Source organism: uncultured Cardiobacterium sp., from assembly GCF_938028825.1.
In the GTDB taxonomy this organism is placed as follows: Bacteria; Pseudomonadota; Gammaproteobacteria; order Cardiobacteriales; family Cardiobacteriaceae; genus Cardiobacterium.
This window is the reverse complement of sequence record NZ_CALIZP010000064.1, coordinates 14,980-35,900: the sequence shown is the minus strand read 5'-3', so window position 1 is coordinate 35,900 and position 20,921 is coordinate 14,980. Positions and strand designations below refer to the sequence as shown.

The following is a 20,921-nucleotide window of genomic DNA, read 5'->3' as shown; positions in this document are numbered from 1 at the left end:
ATTTCGTAGTCGCCGTTTTTACAGCGGCAGGGGTAAGAATAGATGATGCCGGGGGCAATGCCGTAGGAACCATCGGCAGGCACCGCCATGCTGACCCAGTCATCACCCTGCGTGCCCAGCGCCCAGGTGCGCATGTGGTCAATCGCGGCGGAAGCAGCGGAAGCGGCGGAAGAAGCACCACGCGCCTTGATGATGGCGGCGCCCCGTTGTTGCACGACGGGGATGAAGGTGTCCTTATACCAAGTATCGTCCACCAAGCCTTTTGCTGCCTTGCCTTTAATGGTGGCATGGCTGATATCCGGGTACTGCGTGGAGGAGTGGTTGCCCCAGATGATCATCTTGGCGATGTCGGTAGTGTGGGTGCCGGTCTTTTCGGCGAGTTGCGACAGGGCGCGGTTGTGGTCAAGGCGGGTCATCGCGGTGAAATTGCGCGGGTTGAGATCCGGCGCCGCCGCTTGCGCGATGAGCGCGTTGGTATTCGCCGGGTTACCGACCACCAGCACTTTGACGTCGCGCGAGGCGTGATCGTTCAGCGCCTTGCCCTGCGGCCCGAAAATGGCACCGTTCGCCGCGAGCAGGTCCTTGCGTTCCATGCCGGGGCCGCGCGGACGGGCGCCGACCAGCAGCGCATAATCGGTATCCTTGAACGCGACATTGGCATCATCGGTCGCGACAACACCGGCAAGCAGCGGGAAAGCGCAGTCGTTGAGTTCCATCACCACGCCCTGCAATGCGCCCAGCGCCGGGGTGATTTCCAGCAGTTGCAGGATGACGGGCTGATCGAGCCCCAGCATATCGCCGGCAGCAATGCGGAAAGCCAGCGCATAGCCGATATTGCCGGCGGCGCCGGTGATGGTGACACGGACGGGATTTTTCATATTGGATGCTCCGGTTATTGAAAATCTGGCGAAATGATTATAGCAGGATAGATTCTTGCCGAACAGTAATGTAGAATGCGGACGTCCCTTTCAGATAAGGAATTCACCATGATTTTGAGAACATCCGTCCTGTCTCTGGCAGCATCCCTGTCATGTGTTGCCGCATTGGCTCAGGCACCGGCGCAGCCCGGTACCGAGGCGACCAGCGCCGGCAGCAACATCGCCCCCGAGATCTATCGCAACCCCAATGCGCAGCCGCAACAGATCTTCTATAAATGGTATGTGCGCGGCAGGGCGCATTACGGCAAGTATGTACCGCGCGGCGTGAAGCAATACGTCAGGATCAACGGGCAGGGCATGCTGGTCAGCGACCGCCCGACCAATGACAGTTTCACCGTGCTGCGCCCCATCCGCCCGGCCACGACAGATGCCGCACCGGCTGCGGCGGCGGCCGGCCAGCAGCCGCTGCCCGCAGGCACCATCACGCCGGAACGGCGTTGCGAAATCGCGCAGTCAAACATGAAAACCATCAATGAAAAATCGCAGGTCTTCGAAGAGGACAGTTCCGGAAACCTGATTCCGCTCTCCGCCGACGAAATCAGCAAGCGGCGTCAGCAGGCGCAGAGCGAGATAGATACGTTCTGCTCGCCGCGCCCCGGCTCTCCCTCCACCGGCAACCGCCCGCCTGCGGCCGGCAGCAGACCGGGACCGGGAGCATTGCCGCCTGCGGCGGCCCCCGGAAGAGGTGCGCCCATGCCGCCAAGCGGCAATGCGGGTGATGGCAAGGGTTTGGGATAAAACACAGCACCATGCGCCTCTCCCGATTCTGGCTTAGCACACAAAAAGAAACCCCGGCTGATGCGGAAATCATCAGCCATCAACTGATGCTGCGCGCCGGCATGATCCGGCAAACCGCGCTCGGCGTGTATTCCTGGTTGCCGCTGGGGTTGCGCGTGCTGCATAAAGTGGAGCGCATCATCCGCGAGGAAATGAACCGCGCCGGTTCGCTGGAAATCCTGATGCCGAGCGCCCAACCGGCCGAACTGTGGCAGGAATCGGGGCGCTGGCAGGCATACGGCCCCGAATTGCAGCGTTTCATTGACCGCCACGAACGCGAATACTGCCTGGGGCCGACGCATGAAGAAGTCGTGACCGACCTGATGCGGCGCGATCTCGCCAGCTACAAACAGCTGCCGCTCAACGTCTATCAAATCCAGACCAAATTCCGTGACGAAATCCGTCCGCGTTTCGGCGTGATGCGTGCGCGCGAATTCATCATGAAGGACGCCTACTCTTTCCATCTGGATGAAGCGAGCCTGCACGCCACCTATCAGGTGATGTTTGCTGCCTACTGCCGCATCTTCGAGCGGCTGGGGCTGGATTACCGCCCGGTACTGGCCGACAACGGCGCCATCGGCGGCACCGGTTCGCATGAATTTCACGTCCTCGCGGCGACAGGCGAAGACGCCATCGTCTTTTCCGGGAACGGCGATTATGCCGCCAACCTCGAAAAAGCCGAGGCGCAGCGCCCAACACAACCCCGCCCCGCACCAGCCGCCGCGCTGGAAAAGCGGGCAACCCCCGATTGCAAAACCATTGCCGCATTGGTCGAAGGCTACGGCGTGCCGATTGAGCGCACCATCAAAACCCTGATGGTGGCCGGCGCGGAAGGCGGCGTTGTCGCCCTCATCATCCGTGGCGACCACGAACTGAACGCCATCAAGGCGGAACACCTGCCGCAAGTCGCCGCGCCATTGCGCATGGCGGAAGAAGCGGAAATCCGCGCCGCGATGGGGGCGGGAGCCGGATCCCTCGGCCCGGTCGGTGCCAGGGTGCCGATGATTGTCGATTACGACGCGGCGGTACTTGCCGACTTTGCCGCCGGTGCCAACGAAGACGGCTACCACTACTTCAACATCAACTGGGAACGCGATGTGCCCCTGCCGCAAGTTGCCGACCTGCGCAACATCGTTGAAGGTGATATGGCGCCCGACGGCAGCGGCACGCTTTCCATCCGCCGTGGAATTGAAGTCGGGCACATCTTCCAGCTCGGCAAAAAATACTCCGAAGCGATGGGGCTGAAAGTGCAACTGGAAGACGGCGGCTCGGCTATTCCGCTGATGGGCTGCTACGGCATCGGTGTGACCCGTGTCGTCGCTGCCGCCATCGAGCAGAATCACGACGAGCGCGGCATCATCTGGCCGCGTGCCATTGCGCCGTTTACTGTCGCCATCCTGCCGCTCAATGCCGCCAAATCGCCGGATGTGCGGCAAGTGGCCGAGGCGCTGTATGCGCAACTGCTGCAAGCGGGCGTGGATGTCGTCCTTGATGATCGCGGCAAGCGCCCCGGCGTCATGTTTGCCGACATGGATCTCATCGGCATCCCGGAACGGGTCGTCATCTCGGACAAAACCCTGGCAAACGGCGAAGTCGAATACAAACACCGCCGCAGCGAAACAGCCGAAATGGTGCCGCTTGATGCCATCTTCACCCGCCTGACGCAGGCATAAAACACCATCAGCTTCCAGGCCGTGATTCCCCGTGACTCACGGCTTTTTTCATACAACACGAGCGCATCATGAACAGACCAACCGCCACCATCAAACAGCAGCCGGCCGATTTCCGCGTTGCCGAGCAGCTCGGCTTCACCCCCAGCGGACAGGGCGAACACCTGTGGTGCTACGTGGAAAAAACCGGCCTGAACACCGCCTGCCTCAAACGCGAGTGGGCGCGGCTGCTGGGCTGCGCGCAAAAAGACATCGCCCACAGCGGCCTCAAAGACCGCCACGCCGTTACTTGCCAGTGGCTGTCGCTGCCCGCCAAATATGGCGCCAACCTGCCCGACAGCGGGGAAGGCTGGCGCATCCTCGAACGGCAGCGCAACGAGCGCAAACTGCGCATCGGCACACACCGTGCCAACGCGTTCACCCTGCTGCTGCGCGAGGTGGAAGGCGGCCGTGCCGTCATGGATGCGGCGCTTGCCGCCCTCGTGCGCGACGGTTTCGCCAACACTTTCGGCGAACAGCGCTTCGGCCATCACAACCTGCTCAAAGCCCGCCGCTGGGTTGAGCGCGGCGAACTGCCCAAAAAACACGACGAGCGCGCCCTGGTGCTGTCCACCCTGCGCGCTGACTGCTTCAATGCCCAACTCGCTGCCCGCGTGGCAGCCGACACCCTGCACACACCGCAAGCGGGCGATCGCGCCATGCTGCGCGGCAGCAACAGCCATTTCCTCATCGAAAACGTGGATGAAACCCTGCGGCAACGCCTGCGCAGCGGCGATATTGCCCTCGGCGGCTGGTTGCCCGGCAAGGAGAGAAACCCACTGCCGCCTGCAACGCAAACCTGGCTGGACCATGCCGATGCCGCGACACAGGCCGCCGTCGCCTACCTCGAACGCCATGCCGACAGTGGCTGGCGCGCGCTGACCGCCCATGCCGACAACCTGCACCACGACTGGCAGGACGAACGCACCCTGCTGCTTTCCTTCACCCTGCCGCGCGGCAGTTACGCCACGGCGCTGCTGGCATCCATCTGCACTGTCCGCGATGCGGCGGGCGAGCGCGCATAAAAAAACGCAGCAGACGCTGCGTTTTTGCACAAGCCCCGGCGGTGCTCAGGCTTTCGTCACGCTGACGCTGCCATCCGCGCCGTGCAACGCGCCGACAAAAGCATCCGCATCGAAATGATCATCGTGGGTGACGACCACATTGTCATTATTGATATTGACCCAGCGGACACCCGCGACGGCCATACCGGCCTCTTTGAGCTTGTCGGCTTTGTCTGCGGTCAGGCCGCTGGCTTTGAATAACGTTTGCGCCATGTTTTTCTCCATATGAATTAAGGGTTAACGGGTCATGAACAAAGATGCAAGATTTATGCCAAGATTTATCGTTATCCGGTGAAATTCCACGCGTTTTTCAAAAGAACATCATGAGCATAAAATGACCGCTGCCTGCCGCCCTGCGCATTCCCCCCACCGGACACCGCCATGAACCTTCTCGAAAATCTCCCCGAAAACTTCCGCGAAGCCCCCGCCCTCACCGCCTGCGTCATCTTCTGCCTCGCCGCCATTTTCTTCCTGCCCGATGAAGGCCGCATCGCCCTGCTGAAAAACCTCAGCGTCGGTGTCTTCGCCATCCCGCTCGGCATCCATGTCTGGCGCAGCCGCAGCCGCGAGCGTCTCGCCGAAGGTTTCCCGCTCATCACCACCCTCATCTTCCTCGCCGCCGGTTTCTACCTCGCCGTACCGGCGCTGATTGACCTGCACCGCCCGCGCGTGACCGTTACCACAGCGGATTTCCACGTCAAAACCCGCTATTGCGGCCCCTTCTACAAAGTCCGCTGCTACGACAGCCGCTACCGCCTTGTCCTGCTGGAAAAACACGCCGAACTGGTGCTGGAAAAGAAGCGCGTCCGCCCGCTGCAAAACGCGCATGAAATCCGTGTCGAATACTGGCCGCAGAGCGACATCATCTACAAAATCGAGATCCTGCGCTGATGCCCCTGCCGCGCTATTTTGCTGGCCTTTACCGCGAGGCGCCTGTTTTTGCCGCCTGTGGCGTCATCTATTTTGCCTGCGACATCTTCCTGCCGGATGAAGGCCGCCCCGCCCTGCTGCGCCCGCTTTTCCTCGCTCTCCTGCTCCTCCCTTGTGCGCGCTATTTATGGCGCACCCGCCGGCATGACCGCCTGAGCCTGCGTTACCAATGCCCCCGCCTCTGTGTGCTGGCCGCAGGCATCGCGGCCGGCGTCATGGCCGCCCCCGTCTGCCTTGACCTCATCGGTGGCAGCAAAATCCTGACTACCCGTGATTTCCATATCCGCGAGACCATGCCCGACCTCTACAACGGCGGCGGTTTCCGCCTCGTCCTGCCCGCCATCCACAGGGAATTGCCCATTGACAACCGCCATTACCGCCCGCTGCAAAGCGCCCGCGAAATCCGCGTCGCATACTGGCCGCAGAGCGGCATCATCAAACGCCTCGACATTCTGGTTCCTTGACTGGTTCCGTCGCAAAGGTCTGACCATCGCCGCCGCCCCCGTGGTGTTGGAATATCTCAAATATGCAATGCAATGATGATACGCCCGCCCGGAACCACACCAACATCTGCCTGCCGTTAGTATAAACAGCAGTGTGCTGCCGCCCCGCCCGGCGGCAGGGCGCGTACAATGCGGCCAAACCCATCCGGAGATAACCCCATGAAACTCTACACCAGCACCACTTCCCCCTACGCCCGCATGGTCATGCTCGCCGCCCTCGCGCGCGGCATGGACACGCTGCAACTCGCCTATGTCGACCCGTGGACGACGCCAAAAGAACTCACCGCCGTCAACCCGCTCTCGCAAGTGCCGACGCTCATCACTGACAACGGCACCATCATCACCAACAGCCCGCTCATCCTCGATTATCTCTTCGACCACCCCTTCCGGGGCGCACAGCAAGCGGCGCTGGCGGGCTACGGCTACGAACTGCTCGACCAGGTGGTGAAAGCCTATTCTCTCGCCCGCTTCCAGCCGGCAAACATCCCTGCGCACCCGCACATCGCGCGCGCCCGTGACGCCATCGCACGCGGCCTCGCCCACTGCCCGCCGCTTGATGCGACAAGCAATGACATCGCCACCCACGTCCTCGGCATGGCGATCTCCTATGCCGAACTGCGCCACAACGACCTCTACCACGCCCACCTCGGCGCCGCCAACCGGCAGGCGTTTGCCGCCTACTGCGAACGTCCCGACGTGCGCGCCGTTGCCATCGCGCAACTGGAACAGCATCCCGCCACTATCGGCGCCCTGCGCCACGCGGTGCAATAAACCCAACCGGAGAACCCCGATGAAACTCTACCTCAGCACCACCTCGCCCTACGCCCGCCTCGCCCTCATCGCGGCGCTGCGCAGCGGCAAAAGCGACCTGCAACTGCAATTCGTCCTGCCCTGGGAAAATCCGCCCGAACTGCTCGCCGTCAACCCGTTCAGCCAAATCCCGGCACTCCACTGCGACGACGGACACCTCATCAGCGAAAGCCTCATCATCATGCAGTACCTGGATGACCGCGTGCTGCGCGGCGGCGGCACCTGCGCTCGCGCCAGCTGGGGCATCGCCGCCATCAACCAGACCGTGCGCGCCTACGCGCTCAACATGCACCAGCCGCCGGGCAGCATCCCGCATCCGCACATCGCGCGCAGCCGCGCCGCCCTCGCCCGCGCCCTGCCGCTTGCACCGCAACTCGACGCGCAGAGCGACGACTGGGGGCACATCATCCTCGGTAACGGCCTGAACTACCTCCGCATGCGCCTGCCGGACATCTACGACGCCCACATCACGCCGGACAACCGCCGCGCCGTGGACGCCTTCCTGCAACGCGACTTCATGCAGAAAACCGACACCGCGCAGCTGCAAAAACTGCCCGCCCGCGTCGCCGACCTGTAACGCCGCGCCTGCGGCATAAGGGCCTGGTTACACTGGCGTCCCCGAAACACAGGAGAAAACATGAAAACCCAAACCCTGACAAGCGTCCTCGCCCTCACCCTGCTCACCGCCTGCGGCGGCAGTGGCGGCGGCAACAACCTGCCTGCGGACAGACCCGCGCCGGACAATCCGAACACCCCCGCGCCGCAAAGCACCGATACCGTTGACCTCGGCGACATCCAGCTGCCGCCGTATGCCGTCGCCCGCCCGTCTGCCGACATCCGGAAAGAAACGGATGAAGCGCTCGCCCTCGTCAACCGGGAACGCGCCGAAAAAGGCCTCGCGCCGCTGCGTTACAACGAGAGCCTCGCGGCCTACGCCTCCGTGCGCGCGCAGGAACTCGCCACCCTGAACGCGCACAAGCGGCCGAACGGCGACAACCCGCTCAGCGAATACACCCTGACCGGCGGCGGCAACAATGCGGCCGTGGGCGAAAGCATCGCGACCGGCAGCCCGTATGCCAAAGACACCGTCGCCCAATGGCGCAACAGCCCGAACCACTACAAAAGCATGACCGACGCCGCCTACACCGATACCGGCATCGGCTACTACTACCACGCAAGCAACCAATACCGCCACCACTGGGCGGAAATCTTCGGCAGCAGCGGCATCCGCAGCCGCTACTACTACATCGCCCCGCTCGATGCGGCGGCCATCCGCGCCGCCGTCGCCGGACACACCGGCTATGACGCGAACGGCCGTCTCTCCCTGCACGGCATGGAAAACGCCGCCGGCACCGGACAAAGCGGGCAAAATCGCGGCATATACAGCACCGCGCAAAGCCTCGCCCTGGATAGCGAACACACCCTCATCCTGTGTCCGCATCAAGCCGCCGGCTGGTCATACCAGACCTTCGGCGAAATCGCCGCCACCCGGAGCGGCATCCCCGAAGCCTATCTGAATGTCGGCAAACCCTTCATCCCGGCGGACAATGCCACTCTGCGCGCCGACTACAAGGGCAGCGCCATCGGCGACATCAACCAGAGCAGCCGCGCCATCGCCGACGTCAGCGCCCGCGTGGATTACGGCAGCAACAGCAAAACCCTGACCCTGACCCTGGGCAACAGCCAGAGCGGCAATCTTGACGGCAGCAACCTGCACCGCGATGCTCGCCTGGATTTCACCGACACCCTGCACTGGGACAGCGGTACGCAGCGCTTCCAGAGCGACAACGGCCATGCCCGCCTCTACGGCCAGGATGGCGAAGAACTCGGCGGCCAGTTCAGCCGCAGTATCAGCGGCGGCGCCGACTATCGTGGCGTTTACGGCGCGAAACGCGTCGGACCATAGATGGCACGCAGGACGAAAGCGCCGCTCATGACAAAAGCCCCGCACAAGGCGTGCGGGGCTTTTTCGTGCGGGTTTCGGATCAGGTACACGCCGGGCGGCTATGTAGCCACAGCCCTAAACGCGGTGGTCGAGCCAGGGTTGTAGCAGCGGGGCGTAGGTTGTAAGGGCGGCGGCGATGCGGTCGGCGAGGATGGTTTCGTTGCCGCGCCACAGGTGGCGCCACAGTTCGCCGCTGTCGGCTTTGTTCTGGTCGTCGTCTATCCATTTGTGGATGAGGAGCCGGTTTTTGTCCGCGCCGTCTTTTTTGCCGAGGTTGTCGAGGTAGGCCGGCATGAGTTCGATGGGGGCCAGCCACAGTTGTTGTTGTGCGCTGCGGCGCACGGCCAGCCAGGTGCGCAGTTGTTCTGCGGCGTATTCTGCCGGCAGGGCGCGCAGTTGTTCGTCGCCGTCGGCGTAGTGGATGTGGCTGTCGCCACCGGTGCCAAGCGCGTTCCAGGCGAGGTGTTCGAGCCAGTAGCGGTATTGGTGTTTGGCTTTTTGGCGGCGGGCGGAGAGGCACGGCCAGGTGTTGCCGCTCGTTGGCAGGCGGGCGGTGAGGAGGGTGTCGCCGAGGTCGAGGGTGTGTTCGGCCAGAGGTGGCGGGGTGGTGCAGCCGCTCTGGGCGAGCAGGGCACGGTAGTGTGCCTGGTTTTCGGCGAGGCGCTGTGCGAGGAGGATGTTGCCGCTGATGCCTGCGGGTAGGAGGGGCAGGCGGGCGAGGCGGGCGGCAGGGTCGCGGCCTTCTTCGAGGGCGCGGTTGATGGTGTCGTTGATGTGGTAGTTGTCGAGGGCGCTGGCGGCCAGCGGTTCGCGGGCGGCAGGGGTGTCGTCGTGGTTGTCGTGGCTGATGTTGTGGGCGCGGGCGTAGGCAGCGGCGGGGCGCAGGGTATCGCGGATGAGTTGGTCGAGCGGCAGGGTTTCGGGGTCGGCAGGGTCGGCTGCGGAAAGGGTGGCGTGGCTGAGTGTGAGGAAGGGCGGCGCCGGGCGGGATGGGCGTGCCAGGGTTTGCCGCACGTTGTGCCAGAGCGGCGCAGGGCGGGTTTCGGCGGGGTCGGGTTCGAAGGGGGTGGCGGGGTGGGTGATGTGGTAGTGGCGCGGGGCTTCTGCGCGCTGTTCGTCGAGGTATTGCAGGAGTTCCTGGATGGGGCTGGCGGGCAGGCGCGGTTCGTTGTCGCCGGGTTCGGCGGCGTTGTAGTAGATCCAGTAGGTTTCTCCGGCGCGGCTGATGCTGTCGAGCAGGGCGGCAAGGTCTTCTTGTTCGCGGTTGCGGTCGCCGGGGCGGGGACGGTCGAGGTCGATGAGGTTGTAGCGTTCGTCGTTTTGTCGCGCCGGGTAGCGGTCGTGGTCGGCGTTCATGAAGGCGATGAGTTTGTAGGGCAGGTTGCGCAGGCCGGTGAGGCTGCCGATGGTGATGACGCCGCTGGGTTCGCGGCTGTTTTGTTGAGCGCTGAGGTGGGTTTCGATGTTGTCGAGGATGAAGGGCAGCGGCAGGTAGAGTTGTTCGTTTTGCGGGGCGAGGTCGCGGTGCGCGCTGAGTTGTTGTTCGAGGCTGGTGAGGGCGCGGTTCAGGGTTTGCCAGGCGGTGCTGTCGTGGGCGTGCTGGTAGTCGCGGTGCAGGGTGTCGCGGATGTCGGCAAGCCATGCTTGTGCCGGGGTGTGGGCGGCAAGTTTGCGCCGCAGTTCGCGGCTGCGGTTGGCGTGTTTGGCGAGAGCTTCGAGGACGGGCAGGTCGGCGAGGCTGAGGCCGGGCAGCGGGATGGTGTCGCGGTTGTCGTCATCGTCGCTGTCGGGCATGAGGACGCCGGCGATGAGGCGGTCGAGGGCGTAGGTGTAGGTGTAGCGGTGGTCGTGGTCGTCGGGGTGCAGGGTTTGTTGCAGGTGTTCGCTGTCGAAGCCGCGTTTGTAGCCGGCCTGGATGAGGGCGGCGGTGATGCGCTGGATGTGTTCGTGGTCGCTGCCGAGGCTTTGTGCGGTGTCGTCGTTGTGCAGCCAGTCGGTGATGGTGGGGGCGTCGTAGCGGCCACTCAGGTGGGTGTAGTGGCCGGCGAGGCTGTGCCAGAGGCTGGTGGTGCCGGTGTCGGGGGTGCCGACGATGCGCGCGGGCAGGCGGTAGCCGTCGTAGTCGCCGCTGCTGGGGAAGACGGCGCGCAGGATGCTTTGCGCGGCGATGGGGTCGGGCAGGAGGATAAGGATGTCGGAGAGGCGGCGCGTCGGGTCGGCGTTCAGCCAGGCGATGATGTCGCCGCGCAGGGTTTCGGCCTGGCGCAGGGTACCGTGGCAGGCGTGGATGCGCAGGCTGTCGTCGTGGGCATCGTGCGGAGCGGCGGCGGTGTGGGTTTCGTTCTGGCTGCGGATGTCGGCCTGCACAGCACTGAGGAGGTTGCTGACGGTGATGGTGGGGGCGTCGTGCTGGGTGGTGTTGTCGTCGGTGCTGTAGGCGTGCAGGAGGCGGGCGCGGTCGCGCTGTTGTTTGCCGTAGCGTGAGAGCAGGGTGTTGCCGTGGTCGTAGTGTTGGGCCTCGGCCCGTGCCGGGTCGCGCAGTTTGAGGCGGCGCAGCCAGCGGCTGTCCACGATGTCGCTGTATTCGCCGTCGGCGGCGGTGAGGTGGTAGAGGCGGACTTCGCTGTATGCGCCGAGGCGGATGAGAGTGCACAGGGTGGTGTCGGTGAGGTTGGTCGGCGCATAGAGCGGGATGTAGGGCGGGAGTTTGTCGCGCGCGGCGTCGTCGTGCGCGAGTTTGTGCCAGAAGGTACGGATGCGTTCGGCGCGGGCGGCGTAGGTGGCGGCGAGGGTCGCGTGCCAGAGGCGGTGTTGTTGTTGGTAGTGCTCGCGGTAGTGTGCGGCCAGCCAGGCGGGTTTGTGTTTTAAGCCGTCGCCCCGGAGGAGGTCGTCCAGCGCGGGCGGCGGGTCTTGCCGCCAGGCGTCGAGCCAGTCGGGGCGCAGATTGAGGTACTGGCTGTAAAGGTTGGCGAGCTGGCCGGTGTAGTGCCAGAGGCCGCGCGTCATGTCGGCGGTGAGGCGGGTGGCGTCCGGCCAGTATTGGTGCAGGTGCGGGTGGAGCGGGTGCGCGGGGTCGGCGAGGATGGCATCGCCGTGGCGGTAGAGGTAGGTGTAGAGGTGCCAGCGGATGGCGGTGTTGTTGAGCGGGGTCTGTTCGCCGCGTGGGGTGTGTCCGGTGATGTGTTCGACGAGGTGCCAGTAGAAGCTGGTCCAGTAGCGCGGGCGGACGCCGCTCGCGATGCCGCGTGCGTCCGCCAGTTTTTGCAGGAGGATGTCGCCTTCGGGCAGAGTGCTGATGATGAGGTCGTATTCGCTGAAGACGCCGCCGCTGTATTGGTCATGGTCGGCGAGGTAGGCGGCAAAGAGGGTGTCGTAGTCGGCGCTTTCGATGAGTTTGTACATGGCGGGACGGGAGGCGGTGCGGTCTGCCGGGGGTCAGGTGTGCCGCCCGCTGTGTTGCGGCATGAGCGGTTTTTGCAGGTGTTCGTAGCGGTGGCCGCTCAGGATGCGGCTGCCGACGGGCAGGTAACCGTGGCGCAGGTAGAGGCGGCGCGCGGCGGGGTTGGCTTCATCCACGTTCAGGCCGATGCGGTTTTTCCCGGCGGCGCGGGCTTGGGCAGGCAGGGCGTCCAGGAGGGCCGCGCCGATGCTGCGCCCGCGCCAGGCGGGGGCGACGGCGATGGTGTCGAGATACCATTCGTCGGGGTAGCTTTCGGCGTCGGTGAAGAGGCGCTGCGCGGGGTCGAGGCGGTGTTGTTGCAGGACGGCGGCGAAGGGGAGGTCAACCCGCGCCTCCGCTTCGGCGGGGTAACCGAAGGCTGCACCGGCGATGTCGCCGTCAATGGTTTTGACGATGCCGCGCGCGTAGCCGTAGCGGTATTCCGCCGCCCGGATGGCGGCGGTGAGGAGTTGGCGCGTGGTTTCGATGCCGTGGGCGGCGAGGAAGGGCAGTTCCATCGCTTGCAGGACGTGCAGGATGAGCGGGGCGAGGGCGGCGGCGTCTTCCGCGCGGGCGGGGCGGATCATTGCGGGTTCTGTTTGGCGGCTTGGGCGGCGCGCAGTTTTTGCGGGGTGACGTCGTTGCCTTCGCTGTCAACGATGCGGGTGACGAGCAGGTTGTTATCGACCTGGCCGCGTATGGCGGCAAGGTATTCGCGCCGCAGCCCGTCGCGCTCGGCGAGTTCGTCGGCGGTGAGGGCGCGGGTTTTGGCGATGGCGGCGAGTTCGTTGATGCGGGTCAGGGCGGGGATGGTCATGGGGTGTCCTCTTGGTTAGGCGGGTTGGCTGTGGTTATGGTGGCGGGGGCAGGTTTTGCAAGGTGAATGCCGCCGGGCGGGCGGCACATTGGCATCCAGCCGTTTGGGTGTCGGCGCAAGAGGCGGTGTTTCAGGAGGTGAGGGCGCGCTGCATGGCGATGAAATAGTTGTGCAGGGCGTCTTCACCGATGCCGCCGCCGTAGGCGAGAAAAGGCGGGTTGGTGGTGGCACGGTTGCCGTAGCTGCCGGGCAGGTTGCCATAGTAACGCAGGCCGCCGCCCGCTTCGTGCAACAGGATGTCGCCGGCAGCGGTGTCCCATTGGCTGGTGGTCGGCGAGAGTTTGGGGTAGATGTCGGCGCAGCCGTCGGCGATGGCGCAGAATTTGAGGGCGCTGCCGCAGCAGATGTGGCGGTAGCCGCCGAAGTTGGCACCGAGGTAGTCGCGCATGAGGCGGCCGAGGCGCGGGCGGGCGGTGATGATGGTCGGCGGCTGCGGCATGGGGCGACAGTGCAGGCGGGTGTCGCCGTGTTCGTCGTGTTTGTAGGCGCCTTTGTCGCGCAGGGCGTACCAATAGATGCCGCCGACCGGGGCATAAATGAAACCGAGGGTGGGGCGGCCATGCTCGATGCGGGCGATGGCGATGCAGAACTCACCGCTGCGCTCGATAAATTCGCGGGTGCCGTCGATGGGGTCTATCAGCCAGTAGTCGTCAGGCGGGTGGCGGTGCACGGCGGCATCGGATTCTTCGCTGAGGCAGGGCAGGTCAAGGATGTGCGGCAGGTTGCGGATGAGGAGGTTGTGGGCGGCAAGGTCTGCTTCGGTGAGCGGGGTATGGTTGTCTTTGACCCGGATGTGGTAGCTGTCGGGGTGGTCGTAATATGACAAAATCGCCGCCCCCGTCTGTGCGGCAAGGGCGGCGATGGCGGCAATGAGGCGCTGGTCGTCAGCGTTCAGCATATGCCGGTCATGCGTTGTTCTTTTTGGCGTCAAGTTTTTCGGTGATACGCGCTGCCTTGCCTTCGAGTTTGCGCAGGTAGTAGAGCTTGGCGCGGCGCACGTCGCCACGGCGCTTGACGGTGATGGATGCAACCAGCGGGCTGTGGGTCTGGAATACACGCTCGACACCTTCGCCATGCGAGATTTTGCGCACGGTAAAGGAGGAACCGATGCCACGGTTGCGTTTGGCGATGCAGACGCCTTCGAAGGCTTGCAGACGCTCGCGATTGCCTTCGATAACTTTAACTTGCACGACCAAAGTGTCGCCGGGGTTGAATTGCGGCAGATCCTGCTTGAATTGTTCTTGTTCCAGGGTGTCAATGATGTTGCTCATGACGGCTCTCCAAATTGCTGTTCGGTTAAAAATTCGTTGAGTAATTTTTGCTGCGCGTCGCTGAGATCAAGTTGACAGAAGATGTCGGGACGGTGCAAAAAAGTTCTGCCCAACGCCTGTTTCATGCGCCACTGTGCGATGTACGCATGATTGCCGCTGAGCAGAATTTCAGGGGCGCGGATTTTAGCAGTATTTTCCGGGCGCGTATAGTGCGGATGGTCCAGCAGTTTTTGCTGGAAAGAGTCTTCCTGTGCGGACTGTTCGTCGCCCAGGACGCCCGGGACAAGACGAAGGATGGCATCGATAATGATGGCGGCGGCGATTTCCCCGCCGGAGAGGACGAAGTCGCCGATGGATATTTCCGCATCGATGTGTTCGTCGAGAAAGCGCTGGTCAATGCCTTCGTAGCGCCCGCACCACAGGGCGATGCGCGTTTTGCGCGCGAGTACGGCGGCGAGTTCGTGGTTGAAGGTGCTGCCCTGCGGGCTGAGGTAGATGTGCAACGGCCTGTCGCCGTCGGCATTGATGGCGTCGGCCACGCGTGCCAGCGGCGTGTATTGCATGACCATGCCGGGGCCGCCGCCGAAAGGGCGATCGTCAACGCGCCGGTGGCGGTCATCGCTGTAATCGCGCGGGTTCCAGTAATGCAGGACGGCGGGCGTATTGTCGCTTTTGTTCAGGGCGCGCCCGATGACACCCCGGCTGAACCAGTGGCGAACGAGTTCGGGAAAGATGCTGATGATGTCGATGCGCACGGTTTCAGTGATCGTCAGTGGTCATTTGTGACCATGCCTGTTCCCAGTCCACCTGTATTACACCGGCGGCAAGATCAATGTTCTCGATGTAGTGCGGGCGGATGTAGGGGATGAGGATTTCTTGGTCATCGTTGGCGCGAACAACCAGTACGTCGTTTGCGCCTGTTTCGAAGAGTTCGGCAATTTGACCGAGGGTGATGCCCTGACGGTTTTCCACGCGCAGGCCGATGAGATCCGCCCAGTAGTATTCGCCGTTTGCTGCGGGCGGCAGTTGGTCGCGGCGGATGTACAGGGTGTAGCCGCAGAGTGTCATTGCCCGATCGCGGTCGGCAATATCGGCAAAGGCGGCAACGAGGCCTTTGCCGTTTGACTGCCCGCGCAGCAGGCGCAAGTGCAGGTCGGGGCGGCCTCCTTGTCTGGCAGTAAAGTGGCGGTACTGAAAAAGTGATTCGCGGGGGCGACAGTCCGAGTGGACTTTCACCTGCCCGCGAATACCATGTACGCCGACTATCCGCCCGACGACGATGTCTGCGGCGTCGTGTGGCACGAAATCAGGCCTGCTGTTTGAACTGTTTGACCAGAGATTTGACGCGATCGCTGGCCTGACCACCAACGCCAACCCAGTATTCATAGCGTTCCACATTGACGTTGAGCGGTATTTCCTGACCTTTGGCGATCGGGTTGAAGAAACCGAGGCGCTCAATGAAACGTCCGTCACGCGCGTTGCGGCTGTTGGTGGCAACGATGTGGTAGAAGGGACGTTTTTTTGAACCGCCACGGGCGAGTCGAATTGCTAACATTATGGTTCCTCTTGCTAAGGGGCTATAAAAAGAGGGCATATTGTACGGATTCGCCTGCAAAAGGGAAGCGGAAAAACCCCGCTGCGGACGCCGGACAAAAGAAAGGCACCTTGCGGTGCCTTTGTGAACGATACGTTCGGCAGTTGCTTACTTGTATTGTTTGCCACGGAAAGAGCGGTTGATTTTTTCGCTGTTTTCCTGGGCTTGTTGACGTGCAATCATCGCATTTTCGTTGGCTTGCATGGCGATGGATTTGACTTCGGCGATATCGGCGCGCAGCGCGGCGATTTCGGAAGCGTGCGGATCTTCTTTTGGTTGGCTGGCGCAACCGGCAGCGATCATGACGATGGCGGCCATAGAAGCAATTTTCAAAGATTTCATATATGAACTCCTAAAAGTTGTTAACGTCAAAATGACGAGCGTTAATATACACAATCTTTAACAACCCTTACAAACCTTAACCGTTAAAAATTTTTTAACATACGGATGTACCAGCTCGCCGACATTGCCGCCAAGCCGCGCCGTTTCGCGAATCAGGCCGGATGACACGAAGCTGTAGCGGTCGGCGGTGATGAGGAAAACGGTCTCAACCGCAGGTAAAAGATGGCGGTTCATGCTCGACAACTGATGTTCGTATTCGTAATCGGCGACGCTGCGGATGCCGCGAATAATGATCGTCGCGCCGTATTGCCGGCAGGCATCGACCAGCAGGCCATCAAACGCGACCGGCACCACCTCGCAGTTTCCGCGCACATCGGCACAGACGACGCGCATCAAATCCAGGCGCTCGTCTTGCGAAAACAGCGTCTGCTTGTGGTGCCCGCGCGCGACGGCGACGTACAACCGGTCACACAGCACCCCCGCGCGGCGGATGATGTCCTCGTGTCCACGCGTGACGGGATCGAAGGTTCCCGGATAAATCCCGACCCGCATCATGCCGCCGCCCCGCGTCGCAGCAGACCGAAAAAGACGCGCCCCGCCTTGCCCTGCCTGTGCCAGACCCAACCGGCGGGCAACGGCAAATCCTCATGTGTACACGACATTTCCACATACGCCTTGCCATGCGGTTTCAGCCAGCCGTCATGCAGAAAATGTGCGAGCGCCTGCCCGTGCAGCTTATCGGCAAACGGCGGATCGAGAAAAATCAGGTCATAACGCGCAGACGGCGCAAGGCGCAGCGCGTCGCCCTGCTGCACGCGGGCATGCGCCTCCTGCCAATCGGCAAGCACGGCGCGTAGACGCGCTGCTGCCGCCGCCTCGCGTTCGACGAACAGCACGCTCGCCGCGCCGCGCGACAATGCTTCCAGCCCCAGCGCGCCGCTGCCGGCGAAGGCATCCAACACATGTGCGCCGCCGATTTCCCACTGCAACCAGTTGAACAGCGTCTCGCGCACGCGGTCGGGCGTCGGGCGCAAACCCTCTCCTTCCGGCACGACCAGCCGCCGCCCGCGATGCTTGCCGCCGATAATGCGGATTTTGCTTTCCACAGCCTTCATTGCTTCTCCCGTTGCCATCAAAGGCGCACATCATACGCTGCGCGCTTGCCGGATGCCGCCGGGCGGCGCAACCGCCCGCTTTCTCACCGCACCGCCATTCACCACGGCTGCTTCATCCCCATCAGCGTGAATTGCGCCTGTTGATGTCCGCCGCGCGCTGCCGCCTGCAAGGCCGCGATAGCGGCCGCTTCATCATGCGCCATGCCCCAGCCGTTCAAGAGGCGCAAGCCCCGCCAATAATCCGCGAACACCCGCGCATCGGCATTGCCCGCATCCGCGCGCTGCTGCACGCCGGCCAGGATCTGTTCGCCCGCCGCCGTCTCGCCCGTTTTGAAATAAAACAGCGCCAATGCATCCAGCGCGTACAGATCCTGCGCATCCGCCTGCTGCAACAGCGTGCGGGCCTGCGCCATATCCCCTTCGTCGGCGAGTATCCGTGCCAGGCCAAGACGGGCGGCGGCATTACCCGCATCCAGCGCCGCCTGCCAATGCTGCTTCGCCTGCGCCTGCCACTGTGCCTTGCGCTCCGGTGCAAGCAGCATCTGCCGCTCATACCACTGCGCCAGTCCCGCATGACCCGCTGCCGGTGCATCTTTGAGCACATCATCAAACAGCGTCGCCGGGCTGTCCGGCTGCAACGCCGCCATGGATGCCAGCACGGCGCGCGCCGGATGATAACCCGCATCCGCCGCCGCCCGATAAGCGCCGAGCGCCAACTGCTCCATGCCCTTGTCCGCCAGTTGTCCGGCCGCAGCGGGCGATTCCGCCGCCGTCATCCGGCGCAAGCTCTTCTCCTGCAAGAAATCGCGCAGGATGTTGCCCGCCTGGAAGGAATAACGCGGGTCTTTGCCGGCGGCAAAAGCGCGCTGGCAGGCCTCCACATCGGCCTTCATCGTCGCCGTATCCGCATAAAGCGGGTGGAAATAACGGAACGGCACACCGGCCGGGCGCATCGGGTCGTACGCCTCTGCGCCTGCCAGGTCGCAACGCCGCGCGTCATCATCGGCGGCATACGCCACCCCACCGGCCAGCAGGCCGAGCAACAGTAATTTACGCATGGAAACACCTCGTACCGGGTTGATGGGAAGGGATAAATCGCGGAGACAGTCTAACAAAAGCGGGCGATGCGGCACGTGACGGGCGGTTTACGTTTATGGAACGGACAAGCGGGCGCATCCGCCACGCGGTTTGCAGGAAGGCCCTGCAAAAAGCCCGCCGGACGGCGGGTTTTTCAACCGGGAAGCCTGACAGCTACACCTGCCAGTTGATCGGCGTTTCGCCGCGTGATTCGAGAATCTGGTTGGCGCTGGCGAAGTGCGAGCAGCCGATGAAGCCGTTGCCCGCCAGCGGCGAGGGGTGTACGGCGGTGAGGATGTAGTGTTTGTCGGCATCGATCAGGCGGATTTTGTCCTTGGCGTAGTTGCCCCAGAGCATGAAGATGATGTCGCTACGTTCGTTGGAGAGTTTTTCGATGACGGCATCGGTGAAGGTCTGCCAGCCGATGCGGCTGTGGCTGCCCGCCTTGCCGCGTTCGACGGTGAGACTGGCGTTGAGCAGCAGCACGCCCTGATCCGCCCAGGCGCTGAGGTCGCCGTGGTTGGGGGGGACGAAGCCGGGGATGCTGCGTTCGAGTTCTTTATAGATATTGAGCAGCGAGGGCGGCACGCGCACGCCCTGCGGCACGGAGAAGGACAGCCCCATCGCCTGACCGGGCTGGTGGTAGGGATCCTGGCCAAGGATGACCACGCGCACTTTGTCGTACGGGGTGCGGTTGAAGGCGTTGAAGATGAGGCTGCCCGGCGGATAGATGGGGATGTGCGCTTCTTTGGCATCCATCAGGATTTGTTTGATGCGGGCAAAGTAGGGTTTGCCGAATTCGTCGTAAAGGGCGGTCTTCCAGCCGCTTTCGATTTGTACGTCGTTGGGGTTTATCGTGATTTCGCTCGTCATATTTGTCTTATCTGCAATGTTAGGAAATGGCGGGCGAAATTGTGCCACAGCAGGGGAAGGCGGGCAAAGGGCGGCTCATAACCGCGCGGTACGTTCGCGGTTGGCCGCGCCCGCGCCGCGTGTGCCGGCAATGGCAATTACCGGCACACGCGGCGTAGTGGCTATAAATGCCGGAGATGCGTGCGGCGCCGAGTGGCGCCGACGCATAGCCCAAGTCATTCGCCGCGCCTGCACGCAGCGGTATTCCGCTTGCGGCAGCGCTTCCCGGCGGGCAGCCGGGGCAATCACGATTTTCACAGGAATATTTTGCTGAGCAGCCACACCCAGATAATCCCGCTCACACCCTGAATAGCGGTGGCGGCGGTCTGCGTGCGGTAGCCCTGGCCGACGCTCATGCGGCTGAACTGGGTGACGACCCAGAAGAAACTGTCGTTGGCGTGCGATACCGTCATCGCTCCCGCGCCGATGGCCATCACGCAGAGTACGCGCCCCATTTCGCTGTCCAGCCCCATTTGCGCCAGCAGCGGTTCGACGATGGCGGCGGTGGTAATCAGCGCCACCGTGGTCGAGCCCTGCGCCGATTTCAGCGCGGCGGCGACGATGAACGGCATGAAGAGGCCGACACCGCTCGTACTCAACGTCTTGCCGACGTAGTCGGCAACCGGCGTTGCCTTCAACACCTCGCCAAACGCGCCGCCTGCGCCGGTAATCAGCAGAATCGGCGCGCAGGCGGCGATGCCGTCGCCGATAATCGTGCCGATATGCGCCGCCTTATCGCCGCGCAGCAGCAGAAAGGAGAGGAACAGGCCGATCAGCAGCGCGTTCAGCGGCGTGCCGAAGAAAGTAAAGAACGTCAGCGCCGTGCCGTCGCCAAAGGGATGCGTCGGAAAAGCGGCAATGGAACCGAGGCAAATCAGCACGATGGGCACGACAATCGGCATAAAGGCCGCGGCAGGCGAGGGCAGTGTGCCGTAGCCGTCGCGGATGGCTTGTGCCTTGTCGGCAGCGGCAGCATCCGCAGCGGCGGCACCATCCGGCGCTTCATGCAAGAAGTGGTTTGCCCACCACCAGCCGGCGACGATCGGCACCAGCGAAACCAAAAGCCCCATACCGATGACCATTCCCAACTGGTTTTCCAGCCCAAGCTTGCCGGCGGCGGCAATCGGCCCCGGCGTCGGCGGCACGAACGTGTGCGTGGCATAGAGGCCCGTGGCAAGCGCGACGCTCATCGCCACAGATGACACCTTCATCCGCTTCGCCAGCGATTCCTTCAACGAATGGAGGATGACGAAGCCGGAATCACAAAACACCGGAATGGAAACAATCGCGCCGACCACCGACATGGCGAGCGTCGGGAAACGCGGGCCGATGACCTTCACCACCGCTTCCGCCATGACCAGCGCCGCACCCGTCTTTTCCAGCACCAGGCCGATGATCGTCCCCAGGGTGATGACGAGGCCGATCGAGCCGAGAATATTGCCGAAGCCCGTGCCGATGACGGCGGCGATGCCCGTCTTGCCGGTCAGCGGCAGTTGATAGCAGAACGCCGTCAAAAAACAGGCAAGCAGCAGGACGAGGAAGGGATGCCATTTCAACTTGGCCGTCGCCAGCACGATAAAGACGATGACCAGAACCAACCACCAGACAATCATAAACA

Annotated in this window: 24 protein-coding genes; 8 read left to right on the top strand and 16 right to left on the bottom strand. The window is 63.2% G+C overall.

Annotation, left to right across the window (positions count from 1 at the left end; translation table 11 throughout):
• On the bottom strand, positions 1 to 878 hold an 878-nt coding region (locus Q0562_RS09970; RefSeq protein ID WP_298643964.1), incomplete at its 3' end, for a malate dehydrogenase.
• Between the two features lie 108 nt (positions 879 to 986).
• Here Q0562_RS09970 and Q0562_RS09965 point away from each other — a divergent pair.
• The 3 genes from Q0562_RS09965 (at position 987) to Q0562_RS09955 (ending at position 4,449) form a co-directional block, all read left to right on the top strand.
• On the top strand, positions 987 to 1,676 hold the full coding sequence (locus Q0562_RS09965; RefSeq protein ID WP_298643962.1) for a hypothetical protein: 690 nt from the start codon (positions 987 to 989) through the stop codon (positions 1,674 to 1,676).
• A gap of 11 nt (positions 1,677 to 1,687) precedes the next feature.
• Entirely contained in the window at positions 1,688 to 3,388 is a 1,701-nt protein-coding gene (locus tag Q0562_RS09960; RefSeq protein WP_298643961.1) for a proline--tRNA ligase, read from the top strand.
• A 68-nt stretch (positions 3,389 to 3,456) separates the two neighbouring features.
• Complete coding sequence (locus Q0562_RS09955) at positions 3,457 to 4,449, top strand: tRNA pseudouridine(13) synthase TruD (protein WP_298643959.1); 993 nt, start codon at positions 3,457 to 3,459, stop codon at positions 4,447 to 4,449.
• A gap of 45 nt (positions 4,450 to 4,494) precedes the next feature.
• Here Q0562_RS09955 and Q0562_RS09950 read toward each other — a convergent pair whose 3' ends face one another.
• The gene (locus Q0562_RS09950) at positions 4,495 to 4,701 is read right to left on the bottom strand and encodes a hypothetical protein (protein ID WP_298643957.1); all 207 of its coding nucleotides are present in this window, start codon (positions 4,699 to 4,701) and stop codon (positions 4,495 to 4,497) included.
• Positions 4,702 to 4,869: 168 nt separating this feature from the next.
• Between Q0562_RS09950 and Q0562_RS09945 the strand changes: the two genes are divergently transcribed.
• The 5 genes from Q0562_RS09945 (at position 4,870) to Q0562_RS09925 (ending at position 8,637) form a co-directional block, all read left to right on the top strand.
• On the top strand, positions 4,870 to 5,379 hold the full coding sequence (locus Q0562_RS09945; protein WP_298643955.1) for a hypothetical protein: 510 nt from the start codon (positions 4,870 to 4,872) through the stop codon (positions 5,377 to 5,379).
• A complete protein-coding gene (locus Q0562_RS09940; RefSeq protein WP_298643954.1) occupies positions 5,379 to 5,882 on the top strand; it encodes a hypothetical protein in 504 nt (167 codons plus the stop codon). The genes Q0562_RS09945 and Q0562_RS09940 overlap by 1 nt, the downstream gene beginning before the upstream one ends.
• Positions 5,883 to 6,080: 198 nt before the next feature.
• Positions 6,081 to 6,692 (top strand): glutathione S-transferase family protein, encoded by a 612-nt coding sequence (locus Q0562_RS09935; RefSeq protein WP_298643953.1) that lies wholly within the window; start codon positions 6,081 to 6,083, stop codon positions 6,690 to 6,692.
• Between the two features lie 19 nt (positions 6,693 to 6,711).
• Positions 6,712 to 7,308, top strand: coding sequence for a glutathione S-transferase N-terminal domain-containing protein (locus Q0562_RS09930; RefSeq protein ID WP_298643952.1), 597 nt, complete (start codon positions 6,712 to 6,714; stop codon positions 7,306 to 7,308).
• A 60-nt stretch (positions 7,309 to 7,368) separates the two neighbouring features.
• Entirely contained in the window at positions 7,369 to 8,637 is a 1,269-nt protein-coding gene (locus Q0562_RS09925; RefSeq protein WP_298643950.1) for a CAP domain-containing protein, read from the top strand.
• Between the two features lie 114 nt (positions 8,638 to 8,751).
• Here Q0562_RS09925 and Q0562_RS09920 read toward each other — a convergent pair whose 3' ends face one another.
• From Q0562_RS09920 to Q0562_RS09855, 14 genes are all read right to left on the bottom strand, one after another.
• On the bottom strand, positions 8,752 to 12,078 hold the full coding sequence (locus Q0562_RS09920) for an exodeoxyribonuclease V subunit gamma (RefSeq protein ID WP_298643949.1): 3,327 nt from the start codon (positions 12,076 to 12,078) through the stop codon (positions 8,752 to 8,754).
• Positions 12,079 to 12,111: 33 nt separating this feature from the next.
• Entirely contained in the window at positions 12,112 to 12,702 is a 591-nt protein-coding gene (locus Q0562_RS09915; RefSeq protein WP_298643947.1) for a GNAT family N-acetyltransferase, read from the bottom strand.
• On the bottom strand, positions 12,699 to 12,932 hold the full coding sequence (locus Q0562_RS09910) for a DUF896 domain-containing protein (protein WP_298643946.1): 234 nt from the start codon (positions 12,930 to 12,932) through the stop codon (positions 12,699 to 12,701). The genes Q0562_RS09915 and Q0562_RS09910 overlap by 4 nt, the downstream gene beginning before the upstream one ends.
• A gap of 130 nt (positions 12,933 to 13,062) precedes the next feature.
• The gene (locus Q0562_RS09905; RefSeq protein ID WP_298643944.1) at positions 13,063 to 13,890 is read right to left on the bottom strand and encodes a 3'(2'),5'-bisphosphate nucleotidase CysQ; all 828 of its coding nucleotides are present in this window, start codon (positions 13,888 to 13,890) and stop codon (positions 13,063 to 13,065) included.
• 7 nt (positions 13,891 to 13,897) lie between these two features.
• On the bottom strand, positions 13,898 to 14,263 hold the full coding sequence (rplS, locus tag Q0562_RS09900; RefSeq protein WP_298643943.1) for a 50S ribosomal protein L19: 366 nt from the start codon (positions 14,261 to 14,263) through the stop codon (positions 13,898 to 13,900).
• On the bottom strand, positions 14,260 to 15,018 hold the full coding sequence (gene trmD / locus Q0562_RS09895; protein WP_298643942.1) for a tRNA (guanosine(37)-N1)-methyltransferase TrmD: 759 nt from the start codon (positions 15,016 to 15,018) through the stop codon (positions 14,260 to 14,262). Before trmD ends, rplS begins: the two co-directional genes overlap by 4 nt.
• A 4-nt stretch (positions 15,019 to 15,022) precedes the next feature.
• Positions 15,023 to 15,565, bottom strand: a complete 543-nt coding sequence (rimM, locus tag Q0562_RS09890) for a ribosome maturation factor RimM (protein WP_298643940.1) — start codon at positions 15,563 to 15,565, stop codon at positions 15,023 to 15,025.
• A gap of 4 nt (positions 15,566 to 15,569) precedes the next feature.
• Positions 15,570 to 15,818 carry a 30S ribosomal protein S16 gene (gene rpsP / locus Q0562_RS09885; protein ID WP_298643938.1) on the bottom strand — a complete coding sequence of 83 codons (249 nt, stop codon included), beginning with the start codon at positions 15,816 to 15,818 and terminating at the stop codon, positions 15,570 to 15,572.
• Between the two features lie 147 nt (positions 15,819 to 15,965).
• A complete protein-coding gene (locus Q0562_RS09880) occupies positions 15,966 to 16,199 on the bottom strand; it encodes a hypothetical protein (protein ID WP_298643937.1) in 234 nt (77 codons plus the stop codon).
• A 57-nt stretch (positions 16,200 to 16,256) separates the two neighbouring features.
• Positions 16,257 to 16,754, bottom strand: coding sequence for a pantetheine-phosphate adenylyltransferase (coaD, locus tag Q0562_RS09875; protein ID WP_298643935.1), 498 nt, complete (start codon positions 16,752 to 16,754; stop codon positions 16,257 to 16,259).
• Positions 16,751 to 17,314 (bottom strand): 16S rRNA (guanine(966)-N(2))-methyltransferase RsmD, encoded by a 564-nt coding sequence (gene rsmD, locus Q0562_RS09870; RefSeq protein WP_298643934.1) that lies wholly within the window; start codon positions 17,312 to 17,314, stop codon positions 16,751 to 16,753. Before rsmD ends, coaD begins: the two co-directional genes overlap by 4 nt.
• A 98-nt stretch (positions 17,315 to 17,412) precedes the next feature.
• Entirely contained in the window at positions 17,413 to 18,372 is a 960-nt protein-coding gene (locus tag Q0562_RS09865) for a hypothetical protein (RefSeq protein WP_298643932.1), read from the bottom strand.
• 193 nt (positions 18,373 to 18,565) lie between these two features.
• Positions 18,566 to 19,264, bottom strand: coding sequence for a uracil-DNA glycosylase (gene ung / locus Q0562_RS09860; protein WP_298643930.1), 699 nt, complete (start codon positions 19,262 to 19,264; stop codon positions 18,566 to 18,568).
• A 293-nt stretch (positions 19,265 to 19,557) separates the two neighbouring features.
• On the bottom strand, positions 19,558 to 20,916 hold the full coding sequence (locus Q0562_RS09855) for a GntP family permease (RefSeq protein ID WP_298643928.1): 1,359 nt from the start codon (positions 20,914 to 20,916) through the stop codon (positions 19,558 to 19,560).
• Between the last annotated feature and the right edge of the window lie 5 nt (positions 20,917 to 20,921).